Origin of the sequence: Brevibacterium litoralis, from assembly GCF_040212315.1 — a bacterium.
In the GTDB taxonomy this organism is placed as follows: domain Bacteria; phylum Actinomycetota; class Actinomycetes; order Actinomycetales; family Brevibacteriaceae; genus Brevibacterium; species Brevibacterium litoralis.
Genome location: NZ_JBDIUY010000023.1, coordinates 38,455 through 56,321, shown reverse-complemented (window position 1 = coordinate 56,321; position 17,867 = coordinate 38,455). Strand labels below are relative to the sequence as shown.

The following is a 17,867-nucleotide window of genomic DNA, read 5'->3' as shown; positions in this document are numbered from 1 at the left end:
AGGCCCCCTCGGCGACGCCGAGGCGCCTGCACCACGACGGACCCCCGTCACCGACCTCAGGGTCGGGACGGGGGTCCGTCGCATTCACCGCCGGCGCTTGCGGTGCCGACGCTGGGCGCGGGTGCTGCTCAGGTGTTCGGGCGAGTAGAGGCTCGGCTTGGCCTCGACCTGGGCGCGGGCCTCCGGGTCGCCGAGCTTGGCCCGGGCCCGGGTGGTGAGCAGGCGGCGACGCTCGGTGATGATGCTCTGCCGGTTGAATGCTGTGCTCGCGACGTTCGAGCCGAAGCCGAGGATGACGAAGACCGGCCAGAAGAAGATGAACGAGCCGGACGCGAGGACGCTCACCAGCCAGATCGCGAGCGTGATCCCGATGGGGACGGCCGCGGACCCGATCGAACGCCGCATCCGGTCCTTGAAGTGGGCGAGGGCTGCGTCCTCGATGCCTTCGGGGTCCGTGGGCAGCCCGTCGAGCTCGTCGAGATCGCGCAGGGCACGGCGGGCTGCCGGGGTGGTCGGTCCGGTGGCGCGACGCACGAGGTCGTGGGAGCCGGAGAACGCCGCCGAGGTGCCCGTCCCGGTGTCCGTGCCCGGCGGGGCGACGATGTCCTGGAGCAGGGGGAGCACCTGCCCGAGGGTCCGGACGGATCCGGCGGTCTCCATGCGTTCGGCGTGTTCGTCCACGTCGAGCAGGCCCTGGGAGAAGGCGGTCCCGAGCACCTCGAACAAGACTTCCCGGTCCGCGTCCGAGGCGCGGAGGTCCGGGGTCTCGTGCGGGTCGGCGGTGAAGCCGTCCCAGTGGGAGGGGTTGAGAGCCATGCCCCACAGGGTAGTCCCGACGGCGGGTGTACGGGGCCCGGAGTCGGAGACCCGGACGAGACGCGGAGAATGTGCACAGGAGGCACGGGCACGGACCCCGGCGCAGGGCACGGACCCCGGCAAATAGACTCGCGGGGTGTCCGTCACCGTCGTCCTCCTCGTCCTCGCCGCCGTCTTCGTGGGTGCTGCGACCCAACGGATCACCGGGATGGGGTTCGCACTCGTCGCCGGCCCGTTCCTCGTCCTCCTGCTCGACCCGGTGCCCGGGGTCGTCCTCGTCAACCTGTGCAGTGTCGTGTCGGCGGCCCTCGTGCTCACCCGTGTGTGGCGCCAGGTGCGGTGGAAGCGGGTGGCGGTCCTGCTGGCCGGGTCACTCGTGGGCATCCTGCCGGGCGCGTGGCTGGCAGTGTCGATGGGCTCCGATGCGCTGTACGTGCTCGTCGGGGGACTCATCGTGCTCGGAATCGCCTCCTCCCTGCTCGGCTCCCGGTTCGCCGCTCCCGTCGTCCCACGCCCGTGGAAGTCCGGGACCGCCGGTGTGGTCTCCGGGTTCATGAGCGGAGCCGCCGGGGTCGGGGGTCCGGCGCTGAGCGTCTACGCGATCATGACCCGCTGGGAACAGCGCAGTTTCGCCGCGACGGCCCAGGGCTACTTCCTCGCCAACGCCGCCTGTGCGGTGATCGCCAAGGTGGCCCTGGACCCGGCGCGGGCACTGCCGCACCTCACCTGGCAGGTGTGGGTGGCGATCCTCGTGGCCATGCTCGTGGGACTCGCGGCGGGCGACGGGCTGTCCCGGCGGGTCCCGCTCGGCGCCGCCCGGGCCGGGATGATCGCGCTGGCCTTCGCCGGGGGAGCGTTCACCCTGGTCAAGGGCGTGACCGGGCTCCTGTGATCTCCTGCCCGGGGCGGGAACGGACCCGGGTCGGCAAGTCCCCTTTGCCGAACACAGCCGCCCCACAGGATCCCGACGGACAATCGGTACCGTCCGCCACCGCACGACCGGTCCGCACGACCACGGAGTAGACCACATGGCTTATCTGTTCTTCGCCCTCCTCATCGGTGGACTCGTCGTCTTCGTCATATCCTCCCGCCGTACCAAGCAGCGGGAACTGGAGCAGAAGCGCCACGAGTTGGACCTGGTGAAGAAGGCGACCGCCGAGGACGTCACGTCCTTCGGTGAGGAGGTCGCCGACCTCGACGTCGTCACCGCCGGTGTCGACCTCGACGACGGTGCCCGGCAGGACTACCAGCGGGCGCTCGAGGCCTACGACACCGCGAAGGAGACCCTCGAGTGCATCGACGAGCCGGAGGACGTCCGGCACGTCACCGAGGCGCTCGAGGACGGCCGCTACGCCGCGAAGTGCGTGCGGGCCCGGATCGCGGGGGAGGACCTGCCGGTCCGCCGTCCGCCCTGTTTCTTCAACCCCCAGCACGGCCCGAGCGTCGAGGACGTCGACTGGGCCCCGGCCGGTGGCCAGTTGCGTCCCGTGCCGGTCTGCGCCGCCGATGCCGAGCGGGTGGCCGTCGGTGCCGAACCCGCCGTCCGCAAGGTGGCCACCGCCGACGGGCACGGCCGCCGGGCCTACTACGAGGCGGGCCCGGCCTATGCCGAGTACAACCGCGGCTACTTCAACTCCTATGCGGGCTCCGGACTTTTGCCGGGCATCCTCATGGGCTCCATGCTCATGGGTGGATTCGGTGGCGGCTGGGACGGTTCCTATGCCGAGGGGTACGAGGACGGTGCCGCCTCCGGTGACACGGGCGGCGACATGGGTGGTGACGCCGGAGGCGACTTCGGCGGCGATTTCGGTGGCGACTTCGGAGGATTCGATTTCTGATGACTGAACGGGAACGGGTGGAGATCCGCGACGCGGAGATCCAGTTGGGCCAGGTGCTCAAGCTCCACGGGGTGGCCGAGCACGGCGCCATGGCCAAGGACATGATCGCCGCCGGCGAGGTCCTGGTGAACGGCGAGCCGGACACCCGCCGGGGCAAGCGCCTGCACGTCGGTGACGTCGTGGCCGTCCCCGCGGCCGGGGTCGAGTTCGAGATCGCCTCCCGCGGCCAGAGCGCGCCGCTGCGCTGAGGCGGGACACGCACGCATGGGATTCCTCGACGCCCTGTTCGGCCGGTCGACGCCCAAGAAGGCGAACCTCGACGACCTCTTCGCACTGCCCCCGGCGGTCCTCACCGTGCAGGCGGCCACCGGTTTCACCCCGACGGGGGTCGCCGCGGTGGCCTTCCGGGAGGTCGAGGGTGCGGCCTTCGACTCGGTGGAGGCCGAGAGCCGTGCCCTCATCGCCTCGGATCCGGACACGACGGTCCGGCAGGAGAACGACGGCTACGGCTTCACCTGGCAGGTCATCACGAACACCGCGGCGGTCACGGACGTGCCGCACCTGGTGACGAGCATGCACGCGGTGAACTCCTCCCTGGAGAACCAGGGGTTCGGCCCCATGCTGCTGTGCTCGACACTGTACCTGGCCGATCCACAGGGACGGCGGATGGCGCTCGTCTACCTGTACAAGCGCGGGACCTTCTACCCGTTCGCGCAGACCGGTCCACACACGCGCGACTCCGCCCTGGAGATCCAGATGCGTGGGGTCCTGTCGACCGATCTCGACATCGAATCGGACATGTCCCGCTGGTCCCCGGTCTGGGACGCCCCCGGCCTCACCGACTGAGGTCGCGGGAGATCTCCGCGAGCTGCTCCAGACGCTTCTCCAGCGACGGGTGCGTCGAGAAGAACTGACGGACGTCCTTCCCGTTGATCGCGGGGATGAACGCCAGATGGTTCGCGGCGGAGGTCTCCCGCAGGTCCTTCGCGGGGACCTGCGTGGCCTGTCCGCTGATCTTCGTGAGTGCCGCGGCCAGCGTGGAGGGTGCACCGGTGAGATGGGCGGCCGCCCGGTCGGCGGCGAGTTCCCGGTACCGGGAGAGCACCCGGATGAGCACGAAGCTCAGGGCGTAGACGAGTGCCCCGACGAGCATCGCCACGAGCATGACCGGTAGCCCCTTGTTGTCCCGACCTCCCATCCGGACGTAGAGGAAGGACCGCATCATGAGGCCGGCGACGACACCGGTGACGCCGGCGACGGTCATCACGGTGACGTCGCGGTGGGCGACGTGGGAGAGCTCGTGGGCGAGGACGGCCTCGACCTCCGGGGGCTCCAGGGTCTCCAGGAGTCCGCGGGTCACACACACGACGGAGTGGTCGGGGGAGCGGCCGGTCGCGAAGGCGTTGGGCACCGCCGAGGGGGAGTAGGCGACCCGCGGCTTGGGCATGTCCGCCAACTGGCACAGCCGGTCGACCATCATGTGGAGCTCCGGGGCGTCCTGCGCGGACACCTCCCGGGCACCGATCGAGCGCATGGCGAGCTTGTCCGAGCTGTACCACTGGAAGAAGAAGATCCCGGCGCTCAGTGCCACCGCACCGAGGACGCCGAGGAGGCTGCGGCCCAGCAGGTACCAGATCGCCAGGATGAGGACGACGTAGATCAGCCCGTTGAGGAAGATCGTGAGACCCATCCGGGCGGACAGTCCACGGTCCTTGACGAAGCGGGAGGAAGCCATGAGGAGCCTTTCGAGTGGTGCTGGGACGTGGAAGGCGGGCGAGGGTGTCAATCGACGGGACCCGGCACGCTCGTGGCGTACCGGGTCCCGTCGGTGGATTCAGTCGGGAGGTGCATCAGCCGTGAGCAGCGGCGGGGTGCCGGGGCTCGGGCGGCGTGAAGTTCAGCCGAGTTCGGGGATGAATCCCTCACCGGTGAGGAGCTCGGTGATCTCCGCGATCTCCGCGTCCGGGTAGGGCACGACGATGTCGGAGGCACCCAGGTAGTCGTCCGGGACCGGCTTGGCGTGCGTGAGGACGAACTCGCGCAGGGCGACGAGCGCGGAGTGGACGTGCTCGGAGTCGCCGCCCTCGACGGCGGTCTCGACCTCGTCGTCGTACTTCTGCAGGGTGTCCTGCTCGACGTCGGCGACGTCGAACTGGCCCTCTCCCATGATGCGGACGATCACTGGGCACCTCCCTGCTGCGGCTGACCGGTGGTCTGCTGCTGCGGGTCGACGACCGTGGCGTCCTCGGCCTCGAGCGCCGCGCGCGGGGTCGACTGACCGGCGGGCAGGCCCTCCCGCATGCGGGCGAGCTCCATCTCCACCTCGTTGTCGCTCGACAGGGCGTCGAGCTGGCGGGAGATGTCGTCCTGACCGGAACCGGTCACGTCGTCGAGGGCACCGGTGGCGATGAGCTCGTCGACGGCGGCACCGCGGGCCTGCAGCTCCGCGGTCTTGTCCTCGGCCCGCTGCACGGCCATCCCGACGTCACCGAACTCCTCGGAGATGCCGGAGAAGGCCTCGCCGATCCGGGTCTGCGCCTCGGCGGCGGTGTAGGTGGCCTTGATGGTCTCCTTCTTGGTACGGAAGGCGTCGACCTTGGCCTGCAGGCGCTGCGAGGCGGTGGTGAGCTTCTGCTCCTCCTGCTGGAGTGCCTGGTGCTGGGTCTGCAGGTCGTTGATCTGGTTGGTGAGACCGGACTTGCGGGTCAGGGCCTCGCGTGCCAGGTCCTCCCGACCCATCGACATGGCCTTCTGGGCCTGTTCGGTGAGCTTGCCCTGCTGCTGTTCCAGCTGCCCGATCTGGAGTTCCAACCGCTTGCGGCTGGTCGCCACGTCGGCCACACCGCGACGGACCTTCTGCAGCAGTTCGAGCTGCTTCTGGTACGAGTAGTCGAGCGTTTCGTTCGGGTTCTCGGCCTTGTCCAGGGCCTTGTTGGCCTTGGCGCCGAAAATCATCGCAATGCGCTTGAAGATGCTCATGCGGGGGTGTCTCCTTCGGACGACCGGTCCTTGTGTCGCGCCCAACACTACCGGGGGAGTCTGGATGTTGCCTCCCGGATTTCCCCCGGGTGGCGGCCGGGACACATCCGGACCGCCACCCGGCCTCACTCCCCGGCGAGGACCGCGGTGGTCTCCTCGACCTCGCCGTCACGCACGTACCCGATGGTGACCTCGTCACCGACGGCGTGGGCACGGACGAGCGCCTGGAGCGAGATGATCCCGTTGACGTATTTGCCGTCGACCGAGATCACCCGGTCGTCGGCCTGCAGCCCGGCATCGGCGGCGGGGGAGTCGGCCTGGACGTCGACGAGGGTGACGGCCGCCCGTGGCAGTCCGTTGACCTCCGCCTCGCCGGAGGCGATCGAGACGCCGAGGACCGGGTGTTCGGCGGACCCGTGCTCGATCAACTGGTCGGCGATGTTCTGCGCCTGGGACGCGGGGATGGCGAACCCGATGCCGATCGACCCGGCCTGCCCGGAGGCCCCGGCGTCCTGCAGGGTCGCCGCCGAGGAGTTCACGCCCACGAGTTCACCGGCGGCGTTCACGAGCGGTCCGCCGGAGTTGCCGGGGTTGATCGCGGCGTCCGTCTGGATCGCCGAGGTGATGGTCTGCGCCACCTCCTGCTCGCTCGCGTTCTGCCCGATGTTCGTCGTCGTCACCGGCCGGTCGAGCGCGGAGACGATCCCGGTCGTCACGGTGTCCGCGAGTCCCAGGGGGTTGCCGAGCGCCATGACGGGGTCGCCGACCTCGAGGCCGGAGGAGTCACCGATCGACAGGGCCGGGGTGCCCTCGGGCAGCTGCTGGACCTGGATGACGGCGATGTCCGTCTCCGGGTCGCGGCCGACGATCGTGGCCTCGACGGTCTGCCCGTCACTGAAGACCACCTGCACCGTACCGCCGGGGGTGTCCGCCTCGGCGACGACGTGGTTGTTCGTGACGATGTATCCGTTCTCGGCGTCGTACACCCAGCCGGATCCCTGCCCGGCCAACTGCCCGCCGACCACCACCTGGATGGCGGTGACCGCCGGGGACGCGGCGGCGGCGACATCGGTCCACGCCAGCCCGTCCGTGTTCACAGCGTCGGGGGAGTCCTTGCCGGCCGCGACCGTCGGGGTGGTCGCGGAACCCGCGGAGTCGTCGAGGAACCAGGCGGACCCGGCCCCCAGACCGCCGCCGAGCAGGGCCGCGACGAGGGCGATCCCGAGGACCCCGCCCCAGCCGGGGCCCCGACGACCACGCCGCGGACCCTCGGGAGCCGACCCTCCGGGAGGCCGTGCCCCCGGTGCCGCTCCGAAGGTCCCCGCCGCCGAGGCGCCCTGCCCCTGGCCGGATCCCTGTCCCTGCCATGCGCCCTGTCCGTAGGGGGAGGTCTGCCCGTGAGGCGAACTCTGTCCGTACGGGAGGTTCTGCCCGTACGCGGATCCCTGCCCGGGTGCGGACCCCGGCAGCGGACCACGGTGACCGTAGGGCGAGCCGGGTCCGGCGGCACCCTGCGGGGCACCGTGGGGAACGGGCGGGACCTGCGGGGAGGTCGCCTCGTCAGCGGAGAGTGCCTGTCCGGTGGCGCGGGTCCGGCCCGTGGACGGTGCGTGGTCCGGAGGGGTCGGTGCCGCCGGACCGGTCGGCCCGGCGGCGTCGGGACGGGTGGGATCGGGCCGTGTGGGATCGGTCATCGATGAAACACCTTTCGATCATCGGCCGCCGTCCGTCGAGGGAGCGGTGCCGGATCCGTTGGAAGGAGGGACGGGGAGGTCGACGCGGAACGTCGCGCCGCCGCCGGGGGTGGGATGCACGGAGATCTCGCCCTGGTGCGACTCGACGATCGCCTTGACGATCGACAGTCCGAGGCCGGAGCCGCCGGTGTCCCGGGTGCGGGAGGCGTCGAGGCGGTAGAACCGTTCGAAGATCCGTGGGACGAGCTCGGGGTCGATGCCCTCGCCATGGTCACGGACCTCGAACCGGACCCGGCCGTCGGGGAAACCCGCGAGCCGGTCGCTCACGCTCACCCCGCCGGCCGCGGTGACGTCCGGTCGGATGAGGGTCTGTTCCCCGGTGAGGCCCTCGGATCTCTGTGGTTCCCTGCTCCCGGTGTCCGGTGCGGGACCGGGCCCGTCCGGCGTCGACGGCTCCTGTCCGGAACCCCCGTCGTTCTCCTTGTTTCCTGATCTGTTGCCGAAACCGAGAATACGGACGGGCCCCGTGACGAAGCCGAGTGCATCCTTGGTCCTGCCTGTGTCCGGTGTGTTCTCCGTCTCCTCGTCGACGGTGAGCGTCTCGCCGGTGTCCGGGTCGACGGTGGTGCCCGGGCGTCCGACGACGCCGACGGCGAACTCGATCGCCGTGCCCTCGGGCGTGTGCCGCACGGCATTGGCCGCGAGGTTGACGATCACCTGTCGCAGTTTCGCCTCGGAGCCGAGGACGGCGGGCACCTCCTCGGCGTCCCCGCCGCTCAGCGACAGGAACGCGATGTCACGGTCCGGGGCCTGGGCGGCGGCGTCGGCGGCGGCGTCGCGGACGATCGCCCCGATGTCGACGGCACCGATCTCCGTGGCCCGCTTCTCGTCGAGGCGGGCGAGGACGACGAGGTCGTCGACGAGCACACCCAGACGCTTGGCCTCCGCCTCGATCCGTCCCATGGCCTGGCCGAGGTGTTCGGGATCGGTGAGCGCCCCGACCCGGTGGAGCTCGGCGTACCCGCGGATGGTCACCAGCGGGGTCCGGAGTTCGTGCGAGGCGTCGGAGATGAACTGCCGCATCCTCTTCTCCGAGCGGGTCTGCCCGTCGAAGGAGTCCTCGATGTGTCCGAGCATCGTGTTGAGTGCCGCCGAGAGACGGCCGAGCTCGGTGCCCCGCGGATAGGGGGTGACACGTTGCGAGAGGTCCCCGGCGGCGATGCGCGAGGCGGTCTTCTCGATGTCCTTGAGGGGACGGAAGGTGTTCGTGATGAGGAAGTAGCCCACTCCGGCGACGAGCGCGAAGGCGAGCAGACCGATCCCCACCATCGTGTTCCGGGCCCGTTCACTGATGGCGTCGACATCCGCGTCGAACGGGATGGCGATCGCCACGAGGAGATCGGAGTTCTCCACCTTGAGCGCCCGGACCCGCCACTGCGAGCCGGTGCCGTTGACGGTGAACGGACTGCCGTTCATGTACGACACGGTCTGCGAGTCGATGGTCGGCAGGGCCGGTGTGTTGTCGGTCGTCGGTGAGACGGGGTCGTACACCCGGGTGCCGTCGAGCAGGTAGAACTGCACGTAGTAGGACGGCGGGAGGAGGTCCCGCAGCGACTCCTCGGCGCGTGACTCCTGTTCGTTCGTCGTCTCCGGAGTGGGGGTGAACACGATCTCCGCGGCCTCCACGGCCAGGGCCGAGGAGGTGTCGATGAGACGTTGGTCCGTCCGCTCGATGAGACTGGCGCGCAGGTTGGCCAGTACCCAGGAACTCGTCCCGGTGAGGACGAGGGTGACGAGGGTGAGCATGATGACGAGGAGTTTGGTCGTGAGCGACCAGTCCTCCCACAACACCCTGCGGGGGCCCGCCCCGTGGCGGGAGGAAGTCACTTGGCCTCGGCGGTCCGCAGCATGTAGCCGACGCCACGCTTGGTCTGGATCATCGGGGCCCAGGTGACGTCGATCGGGTTGCCGGCCTCGTCGGTCGTCGGTGCGGCGTCGATCTTGCGGCGCAGGTAGGAGATGTAGGACTCGACGATGCCGGTGTCGCCGCCGAAGTCGTACTCCCACACGTGGTCGAGGATCTGGGCCTTCGACAGCACGCGGTTGGCGTTGAGCATGAGGTAGCGCAACAGCTTGAACTCGGTGGGCGAGAGGTCGATGAGGATCCCCCCGCGGCGCACCTCGTGGGTGTCGTCGTCGAGCTCCAGATCGCCGACCTCGATGACGGCCGCGTCCTCCTCGTCCGCGGCGTGTGTGCGGCGCAGGACGGCGCGGATGCGGGCGACGACCTCCTCGAGGCTGAAGGGCTTCGTCACGTAGTCGTCGCCGCCGACGGTGAGCCCCGTGATCTTGTCGGTGGTGTCGTCACGTGCGGTGAGGAACACGACCGGGATGTGCCGGCCGGCCTGGCGGAGGCGACGAGTGACGGTGAAGCCGTCCATGTCCGGCAGCATCACGTCGAGCACGAGCAGGTCGGGTTCGGCCTGCTCGGCCAGTCGGAGTGCCTCCGCGCCGTTGGCCGCGGACAGCACGTCGAAACCGGCGAAGCGGAGGCTGGTGGACAGGAGCTCCCGGATGTTGGGCTCGTCGTCGACGACCAGCAGCGTGGCCTCGACCTCCTGGGGTTCGCTCTGTGCAGTCATGGATCCAGCATGAAGTCCGATCCTGGATGTCTCCTGAACCTCAGCTGTACGCGAGTGCAGCCTCGGTCACGCATTGCTGATGGTGTAGTCGTAGCCCTGTTCGGTGAGGAACCGGCGGCGGTGGGCGGCGAACTGTTCGTCGACGGTGTCCGCGGCGACGACGGTGTAGAAGGTCGCCGGCTCCGCGTGCTCCTTGGGTCGCAGGATCCGGCCCAGGCGCTGCGCCTCCTCCTGGCGGGACCCGAAGGACCCGGAGACCTGGATCGCGACGGAGGCCTCGGGCAGGTCGACGGAGAAGTTCGCCACCTTCGAGACCACGAGCACCCGGATCTCCTTGTCCCGGAACCCGGCGAACAGCCTTTGGCGCTCGCCCAGCGGCGTGTTCCCGGTGAGGACCGGGGCCCCGAGGGCGGCGCCGAGTTCCTCCAACTGGTCGAGGTACTGGCCGATGACGAGGACCTGGGCGTCCGGGTGCTCGGCGACCAGACGTTCGACGACCGGGACCTTCATGTCCGTCGTCGCCGCCATCCGGTACCGGTCCTCGCCCTCGGCGTGGGCGTAGGCGATCCGGGAGGAGGAGTCGAGGCGCACGCGCACCTCGTGGCACGTGGCGGTCGCGATGTACCCGGCCTTCTCGATCTCCTTCCAGGGCACCTCGAACTGCTTGGGGCCGATGAGGGAGAACACTTCGTCCTCGCGGCCGTCCTCGCGCACGAGGGTCGCCGTGAGACCCAGCCGACGGCGGGCCTGGAGCGAAGCGGTGAGGCGGAAGACAGGTGCCGGCAACAGGTGCACCTCGTCGTACACGACGAGGCCCCAGTCGCGGGCGTCGAGGAGCTCCAGGTGCAGGTAGGAGCCCTTCCTTCGGGTGGTGAGCACCTGGTAGGTGGCGATCGTCACCGGCCGGATCTCCTTGACGGCCCCGGAGTACTCGCCGATCTCGTCCTCGGTGAGCGAGGTCCGGCGCAGCAGCTCCGCCTTCCACTGCTTGGCGGACACGGAGTTCGTCACGAGGATGAGCGTCGTCGTCCCGACCTCGGCCATGGTCGCGGCGCCCACGACCGTCTTCCCGGCACCGCAGGGCAGGACGACGACCCCGGACTCGCCGTGCATGAAGGCGTCGACCGCATCGGCCTGGTAGTCGCGCAGGTGCCACTTCGCCGTCCCCGGGTCGGCGGCATGGGTGTCGTCGGACAGCGCGATCCGGTGGGCCTCCCCGTCCACGTACCCGGCGTGGTCGGCGACCGGATGGCCGAGCTTGAGCAGGCGGTGCTTGAGCTCGCCACGCTCCGAGGGGTGGACGAGGACGGTGTCGTCCTCGACGCGTGGTCCGAACAGCCCCACGAGATCCGGCTGCCCGACGAGATCCGTGAGGAGGGCCGTGTCAGCACTGCGCAGCACGAGCCCGTGGATCGGGTGCTGGTGGAGGGTGAGCACCCCGAACCGGTCCATGACGTCGACGATCTCGAGGAGGAGTTCGTGCGGGACGGGGTACTTGGCGTACTCCAGCAGGGTGTCGACCACGCTCTCCGCGTCGTGCCCGCTCGCCCGGGCGTTCCACAGTCCCAGTGAGGTGATCGTGTACGTGTGCACGTGTTCGGGGGTGCGCGCCAACTGCGCGAAAGGTGCGATCGCGATCGCGGCCTCCGCGGCGTCCTCGTGTCCCGACTCCAACAGGACCGTGCGGTCCGACTGGACGATGAGTGGTCCGTTCACCGGTCTCCTCCCTGTTCCTCGCGCTGTTCCTCACCGCGTGTCGTCCCGGTCCCGCGCACCGAGACGATGCGGGAGATCCCGAGGGTCACCTCGGTGTCGCCGGCCCGGGACCGGCGCACGGCCCGGACCCGCCCCGCGGACACGTGGGTGGGCCGCAGGCGCAGGGTGCGCCGGGTGCCGTCGGAGCCGACGACGAGCACGTCGACCTCAGTACGGGTCGCCGCCGCGTCGCGCAGGACGTCGAGGACGCTCACCGGGGCGACCTCGGCGTCCCCGGACCCCTCGGCGGCAGGGGAACGCAGGGATGCCATGAAGGATTCCAGCCGGTGGTCGGGGACCCGTGTGGTCCTCCGCACCGCCGGGGCCGGGCGGGGTGGCCGGGGTGCACGGGGTGCGGGACCGGAGACCTCGTGGCGCAGGGTCGGACGCCCTGCCGCCTCCATGAGGTGGGCCAGACGGTCCTGGGTGACCTGTGCGATGCCCACGGTGTCGGTGAGGCGTTCGAGACCGGCGGAGACGAGCAGCGGATCCGCGAGCAGGGTCGTGAGGTCGTCGGGGTCGTCGACGACGATCACCGAGCGGGCCGGGGCCAGCCGGGTCCGACGCAGCCGGGCAGCGGCGTCCTCCAGGAGGAAGGTGAGGGGCTGGGGGACACCCGTCGTCGAGATCCGCCGCAACAGCGCCGTGACGTCGCCGGCCTCCATGCCGTCCCGCAGGGCGTCCCCCACGGAGTCGGCGGTGAACCGGTAGACAGTGCCCTGCCCCCGGGTGTCGACCCGGGCGACACGGCGCAGCTGTGCGTGGACCCGGGGGTCGACGGGTCCGGTGGCCACGGCCGTGAGATCGGACTGGAGGACGACGGTCGAGGTGGTCGCCGGCAGCAGTTCCCGGACCCGCTCCAGGAGCCCGGGGGAGACCGTGACGAGGTCCGGGTCGAAGGGGAGCAGAGGTGGCAGGCCCGCCATCGCGGTGCGGTGGTCGTCGATCAGGTGCCCGCCGAGTCCGGTGAGCGCGTGGGCGTGGGGGTCCGCGAGAGGGGTGCACAGGAGACCGAAGGCCTCGGCCTCCGCGAGGACGTGGGAGATCGAGGCGGCGTTCACCGCGGGGGACAGGGGGTGGTCCCAGCGGAGGCGGTCGACGAGGTCCGCGTCGGCCACCGCCCTTCCCTCCGTGTCGCCCGCGAGGTCCGCGAGTGTGAGGAGGACGAGATGGGTGAGCCACGGGACCTGGGGACGCGAGGACGGGAACCCGCCATAGGGCGAGGGACCGCCGGCTCGTGCGACGGTCGCCAGGGCGTGGGTCCGGTCCCCACGGCCGGTGCGGCCCTCGAGGACGTGCGCGGTGTCGACCTCGCGGGTCGCCCAGGCGCGGACGAGCACGCCCCAGGCCTCGGCCCGGTCCGCAGCGAGGAGTCGGTCGTACTCGAGGGTCGGTTCCCAGGCGGGATCGGTCTCCGATCCCCCGACCCCCAGTAGTCCCGCGGCACCGGCGGTCTCCAGGAGGAACACGGCATGGGCGACGTCGACGTCGAGCGCCCGGGCCAGCCGCTGGACGTCCCGTTTGCCGATCCCGCCGCTCACCAGCTGTGAGGCGGGTTCCGCCTCGAGCGCGTCGGCGAGGCCGAACACCTGGGAGAGCACGTGCGCGGTCGCCGCGGCCTGGGCGTTCTCGACGATCGGGCCCGGAACGGTCCGGACCCGGGGAGGGGAGGGCGCCTGGGCGGCGGTGGGGGACTCCTCGGACCAGGCCGGGGGAGTGGCCCGCTCGGCGGCGGATGTGGGCAGCAGACCGACGGCCTCCGTCTGGAGGCGGAAGGCCGTGGCGCCCACGGGATCCGGGAGGTCCGCGGCGTGGGCCGGCCACAGGAGACCGAGGTCGAGCAGTCGGGAGATCTCCTCGGGGCCCGCCCCGAGCACGTGGGCCGGGACGACGGGTTCGACACGGGCGGCGACGGCGGCACGGTGGACGATGCGCAGCAGGCCGGTGTCGAGGGATTCGAGGACGAGGGCGACGGAGGAGCGGGAGGCGGCGGCCGCGGCCACGGCGCGCAGACCGGGGGCGTCGGTGCGCAACAGATCCCGCCGGGTGCGGCAGAAGGCCCCGAACCGGGCGTCCGGGGCACCACGCAACCAGGCGGTGAAGGTGAGGGGGGTCGAGGAGGACATCGTCCCCACCCTACGACCGTGCGGCCGTGGTCCCTATATACTCGAGGTCCGCTCCTTCCGCCGTGGGATCCCCGTGTCCGACCGGCGGCGGGAGGACGTGAGACAGATCGGACTTCAGGAGGTCCTCGTGAGCAGGACGACGACGGACGGGTCGGCGGCAGCGCGATCCCGGCGTGTGTCAGGTGTCCTGCTCTGGGCCGCGGGTGTGGGGGTCCTCGGATTCCTCGCGATCGTGATCGTGAGCGTGCAGGGGATCGCCGGTGCGACACCGAGTGTGGTCCTCACGTGGTTCGGAATGATCGTGATCCCGCTGGCGTTCCTCGTCATGGCCATCGAACTGGTCAGGTCGTTCCTGGCCCGGAGATCCGCCGCCTGACCCCGACGGGCCGACGACACCGGCCGCGCGCGCTGCATCCCACCACCGGGAGGACGACTCCCGTGGTCACGGATGCCCACCGACCACGGGCGCGATCCCGTGGAAACCCATCTCGAACCGGAGCACCTGCCGTGCGTCCGTACACCTCCCGTCGCTGTCGGCGGCGGGTTGCGGAGCGGACGGCGGGGTGGCCCCGGACCCACCTCGACCGCGGTGGGACCCACCGGACGAAAAGGACAGTGATCGACATGCCGCACGGACGCGTGAAGTGGTACGACGCCGACAAGGGTTTCGGTTTCGTGGCCGCCGACGACGGTGAGGAGGTGTTCCTCCACGCCTCGACGGTGCCCGCCGGGGTCGAACCGCACGCCGGGATGCGCCTGGACTTCGACATGATCGACGGCCGCAAGGGCAAGCAGGTGCTCAAGGCCCGGGTGCTCGACGATCCCGCACCCCGGCGCAAGCCCCGCCGCAAGGATCCGGAGAAGGTGGCCGTCATGATCGAGGACGTCATCAAGGTCCTCGACGACACGTCGGCGGGTCTGCGCAAGGGCCGGTATCCTGATGCCGGACACTCCCACAGGATCGCCTCGGTCCTGCGGGCCGTCGCAGACGAATTGGAGAATTGATGAGCGAGTTGTTCGCACGGTGGTCGGACGCAGCGGGTAAGGCGGCAGCCTCCCGCGCCGCGCCGACCGGCGTGGAACAGACCGCACCCGTTGCCTCGGGCACCCAGGCCGGTCCCGGGCAGGGCGCCTCGGCCGCGACCGTCGAGGGCACGACCGAGGAGACGAAGCCGCGGGCCCGCCGGGCCCGTCCCGCCAAGCCCGCGCAGGACGCGATCCTGCTGGCCGCCGTGGACGTGGCCCGGTCGGCGATCGCGGAGGTCGCGGACCCCGCGCACATCGGCGACCACCTGGGTGCCGTCATGGAGGGGCAGCGACTGGCCACGCACTCCTTCGTGTGCACCGACCGTCGGTACCGCGGCTGGCACTGGGTCGCCGTGCTGGCGCGCGCGCCGCGGTCGAAGAAGGTGACGGTCTGCGAGACCGCCCTGCTGCCCGGCGACGAAGCGCTCGTGGCGCCCGCCTGGGTGCCGTGGGAGAAGCGCGTCCAGCCGGGTGACATGACGCCCAAGGACACCCTGCCGAAGGTCGACGACGACCCGAACCTGGAGCCGGGACTGGCCCAGGTCGACTGGTCGGAGAACGCCGACATCGACCAGCTGCAGACCTACGAGCTGGGCCTCGGGAGGACCCGGGTGCTCTCGCCGGAGGGGATCCGGGCCGCCGCGACCCGCTGGGAGGAGTCCGAGGCCGGGCCCGGTGGCGAGTACGCGCAGAAGGCCTCCGCACCCTGCTCGACGTGCGGTTACCTCATGCCGATGGCCGGGTCCTTCCGCACCCGGTTCGGCGTGTGCGCCAACGCCTGGTCGCCCTTCGACGGGCGGGTGGTCGCCCTCGACGCCGGGTGCGGTGCGCACTCGGAGACCGACCACGAGCGCTCGGATCCGCAGCGTCCCAGCCCGGTGGTCGACGACCTGCACGAGGACCTCGACGTCGTCGGGGGCGATCCCGGTCGGACGGGTGCCGCCTCCTCCGGCGATCTCGTGCACCACTGATCACATCCCACCCGCCGATGGCCCCGCGCCGTCGGCGGTTCCTCTTCCCTGCTGCACCCTCCCCGCGCGGCCCGCGCAGATCAGGATCCCCGTCACCCCCATGAGCGCGACCTTCCGTTCACTGTCCGAGCCCAACTACCGCAACTGGTTCGCGGGCGTCACCGTGTCGAACACGGGGCAGTGGATGCAGCGCACGGCGCAGGACTGGGTGGTCCTCACGATGCTCACCGACCACGACTCGGTGGCGCTCGGCCTCACGATGGCGCTGCAGATGCTCCCGCAGCTCCTCCTGTTCCCCTTCACCGGTGCGCTCTCCGACCGTTTCGACAAGCGGCATCAGCTCATGGTCACGAAGGCGCTCATGGGCTGCACCGGGCTCCTGCTGTTCGTCCTCACCGTCGGGGGATGGTTGGAGCTCTGGCACGTCTACGCGACGGCACTGTTCTTCGGGGTGGTCGCCACCTGGGACGCCCCGAACCGGCAGACTTTCGTGTCCGAACTCGTGGGCGAGAAGCTGCTGCCCAACGCCGTGGCGCTCAACTCCGCCTCCTTCAACTCCGCACGCCTCGTGGGCCCCGCCGTGGCCGGTGTGCTCACGGTCGTGCTCGGCGCGGGGCCGGTGTTCCTGCTCAGCGGACTCGGGTTCTTCGGTGTCATCGTCGGCATGCTGCTCATGGACACCGGCCGTCTGCGGCGTTCGGAACGGCGACGCCAGGGCGGGCTCCGGGGCCTGGTCGGTGGCTTCCGGTACATCGCCGGACGGTCGGACCTCGCGGTGGTGCTCGCCATCCTCTTCGTCATCACGACGCTCGGGTTCAACTTCGGCCTGTACACCGCGACGATGGCGAGCATCGAGTTCGGACAGGACGCCGGCGGGTTCGGGCTCATGAACTCGGTGATGGCCGTCGGGTCACTCGCCGGTGCGCTGATCGCCGCCCGGCGGGCGAACCCGCGCCTGCGGAGGATCTTCCTGTTCGCCGGTGGTTTCGGCCTCGCCTGTCTCGTGGCCTCCGTGATGCCGACCTACGTCACCTTCGTCGTCGCGCTCGTGGCGATCGGGTTCTCCAGTGTGTCGATGATGACGCAGGCGAACGCGTACATCCAGATGACGACGCCGGCCCACGTGCGTGGCCGGGTCATGTCGATCCACGCCGCCGTCATCATGGGAGGGACACCGCTGGGCGCACCCCTGGCCGGGTGGGCCGTCGACCTGTGGGGGCCGAGGGTCGGGCTCCTCATCGCCGGGGCGGCCGGTGTCGTCGGGATCCTCATCGGTGCCGGCTGGATGGTGACCGCCAAGCACATGCGGGTGCGGCGGGTCTCCCGGCTGCGGCTCCACCTGAGCTACGACGGGCATCCCTGAGGCGGGCGGCGCGGACTCGTCGGCAGCCGGTGTCTGGGGTTCTCCTCGGGGTGAGGGGGCGGGTACGCGTGGGAGAATCGCGGTATGACCGCCGATGTGATCGTCACCGTCCTCGCTTCCCTCGCCGTCCTCGTCGGCTGCCTGGGCATCGTCCTGCCCGTGCTGCCCGGCTCGATCCTCATCGGGCTCGCGGTCCTCGTGTGGGCGTTCTTCATCGGGGGCACGACCGGCTGGGTGGTGTTCGGCATCGTCGCCGTGCTCGTCGCCGCGGGCATGAGCGCCTCGTGGATCCTCACCGGGACGAAGCTCAAGGACCGGGGGATCCCCAACTCGTCCCTGCTGTGGGGCGGGCTCGCCGCGATCGTCGGTTTCTTCGTCATCCCGGTGATCGGGCTGCTGGTCGGGTTCGTCGCGGGTCTCTACCTGTCCGAGTACGTCCGTCTCAAGGACCCCCGTGAGGCCTGGGACTCCAGCTGGACCGCGATCAAGGCGGCGGGCATCGGCATCATCGTCGAGTTCGGCTGCGCGGCCCTCGCCGCGGGCACCTTCACGGTCGGCAACCTCGTCCACTGGATCTGAGGCGTACCTCTTCGGCCCCGGGTGAGATCACGGAAAACGGCACGGATCACGGGTTCCGGAACCCGTGATCCGTGCCGT

Annotated in this window: 18 protein-coding genes; 9 read left to right on the top strand and 9 right to left on the bottom strand. The window is 70.6% G+C overall.

What is annotated here, in order from left to right; genetic code table 11:
* Positions 1–84: 84 nt before the first annotated feature.
* On the bottom strand, positions 85–816 hold the full coding sequence (locus tag AAD496_RS08865; protein WP_349828304.1) for a DUF1707 SHOCT-like domain-containing protein: 732 nt from the start codon (positions 814–816) through the stop codon (positions 85–87).
* A gap of 136 nt (positions 817–952) precedes the next feature.
* Between AAD496_RS08865 and AAD496_RS08860 the strand changes: the two genes are divergently transcribed.
* The 4 genes from AAD496_RS08860 (at position 953) to pspAB (ending at position 3,500) form a co-directional block, all read left to right on the top strand.
* Complete coding sequence (locus AAD496_RS08860) at positions 953–1,708, top strand: sulfite exporter TauE/SafE family protein (protein WP_349828303.1); 756 nt, start codon at positions 953–955, stop codon at positions 1,706–1,708.
* Between the two features lie 136 nt (positions 1,709–1,844).
* Positions 1,845–2,654, top strand: a complete 810-nt coding sequence (locus AAD496_RS08855; protein WP_349828302.1) for a hypothetical protein — start codon at positions 1,845–1,847, stop codon at positions 2,652–2,654.
* Positions 2,654–2,902: an RNA-binding S4 domain-containing protein gene (locus tag AAD496_RS08850; protein WP_349828301.1), complete on the top strand. Its 249-nt coding sequence runs from the start codon at positions 2,654–2,656 to the stop codon at positions 2,900–2,902. Before AAD496_RS08855 ends, AAD496_RS08850 begins: the two co-directional genes overlap by 1 nt.
* Positions 2,903–2,918: 16 nt before the next feature.
* The gene (gene pspAB, locus AAD496_RS08845; protein WP_349828300.1) at positions 2,919–3,500 is read left to right on the top strand and encodes a PspA-associated protein PspAB; all 582 of its coding nucleotides are present in this window, start codon (positions 2,919–2,921) and stop codon (positions 3,498–3,500) included.
* Here pspAB and htpX read toward each other — a convergent pair.
* The 8 genes from htpX to AAD496_RS08805 form a co-directional block, all read right to left on the bottom strand.
* The gene (htpX, locus tag AAD496_RS08840; RefSeq protein ID WP_349828299.1) at positions 3,490–4,389 is read right to left on the bottom strand and encodes a zinc metalloprotease HtpX; all 900 of its coding nucleotides are present in this window, start codon (positions 4,387–4,389) and stop codon (positions 3,490–3,492) included. The genes pspAB and htpX overlap by 11 nt on opposite strands.
* Positions 4,390–4,551: 162 nt before the next feature.
* Complete coding sequence (pspAA, locus tag AAD496_RS08835; protein WP_349828298.1) at positions 4,552–4,836, bottom strand: PspA-associated protein PspAA; 285 nt, start codon at positions 4,834–4,836, stop codon at positions 4,552–4,554.
* Positions 4,833–5,633: a PspA/IM30 family protein gene (locus tag AAD496_RS08830; protein WP_349828297.1), complete on the bottom strand. Its 801-nt coding sequence runs from the start codon at positions 5,631–5,633 to the stop codon at positions 4,833–4,835. The genes pspAA and AAD496_RS08830 overlap by 4 nt, the downstream gene beginning before the upstream one ends.
* A 125-nt stretch (positions 5,634–5,758) precedes the next feature.
* Positions 5,759–7,327, bottom strand: a complete 1,569-nt coding sequence (locus tag AAD496_RS08825; RefSeq protein WP_349828296.1) for a S1C family serine protease — start codon at positions 7,325–7,327, stop codon at positions 5,759–5,761.
* A gap of 18 nt (positions 7,328–7,345) precedes the next feature.
* The gene (locus tag AAD496_RS08820; protein WP_433913748.1) at positions 7,346–9,133 is read right to left on the bottom strand and encodes a sensor histidine kinase; all 1,788 of its coding nucleotides are present in this window, start codon (positions 9,131–9,133) and stop codon (positions 7,346–7,348) included.
* Positions 9,134–9,210: 77 nt separating this feature from the next.
* Positions 9,211–9,969, bottom strand: coding sequence for a response regulator transcription factor (locus tag AAD496_RS08815; protein WP_349828294.1), 759 nt, complete (start codon positions 9,967–9,969; stop codon positions 9,211–9,213).
* 66 nt (positions 9,970–10,035) lie between these two features.
* Complete coding sequence (locus AAD496_RS08810; protein WP_349828293.1) at positions 10,036–11,685, bottom strand: DNA repair helicase XPB; 1,650 nt, start codon at positions 11,683–11,685, stop codon at positions 10,036–10,038.
* Positions 11,682–13,850, bottom strand: a complete 2,169-nt coding sequence (locus tag AAD496_RS08805) for a helicase-associated domain-containing protein (protein WP_349828292.1) — start codon at positions 13,848–13,850, stop codon at positions 11,682–11,684. The genes AAD496_RS08810 and AAD496_RS08805 overlap by 4 nt, the downstream gene beginning before the upstream one ends.
* A 127-nt stretch (positions 13,851–13,977) precedes the next feature.
* On the opposite strand from AAD496_RS08805, the gene AAD496_RS08800 reads away from it, so the two are divergent.
* The 5 genes from AAD496_RS08800 to AAD496_RS08780 all read left to right on the top strand — a co-directional run bounded on the left by AAD496_RS08800 (position 13,978) and on the right by AAD496_RS08780 (position 17,789).
* Positions 13,978–14,226 carry a hypothetical protein gene (locus AAD496_RS08800; protein WP_349828291.1) on the top strand — a complete coding sequence of 83 codons (249 nt, stop codon included), beginning with the start codon at positions 13,978–13,980 and terminating at the stop codon, positions 14,224–14,226.
* A 248-nt stretch (positions 14,227–14,474) separates the two neighbouring features.
* Complete coding sequence (locus AAD496_RS08795) at positions 14,475–14,855, top strand: cold-shock protein (RefSeq protein ID WP_349828290.1); 381 nt, start codon at positions 14,475–14,477, stop codon at positions 14,853–14,855.
* Positions 14,855–15,847, top strand: coding sequence for a DUF3027 domain-containing protein (locus AAD496_RS08790; RefSeq protein WP_349828289.1), 993 nt, complete (start codon positions 14,855–14,857; stop codon positions 15,845–15,847). The genes AAD496_RS08795 and AAD496_RS08790 overlap by 1 nt, the downstream gene beginning before the upstream one ends.
* 100 nt (positions 15,848–15,947) lie before the next feature.
* On the top strand, positions 15,948–17,210 hold the full coding sequence (locus AAD496_RS08785) for an MFS transporter (protein ID WP_349828288.1): 1,263 nt from the start codon (positions 15,948–15,950) through the stop codon (positions 17,208–17,210).
* Positions 17,211–17,294: 84 nt separating this feature from the next.
* Positions 17,295–17,789, top strand: coding sequence for a DUF456 domain-containing protein (locus AAD496_RS08780; RefSeq protein ID WP_349828287.1), 495 nt, complete (start codon positions 17,295–17,297; stop codon positions 17,787–17,789).
* Positions 17,790–17,867 lie beyond the last annotated feature (78 nt).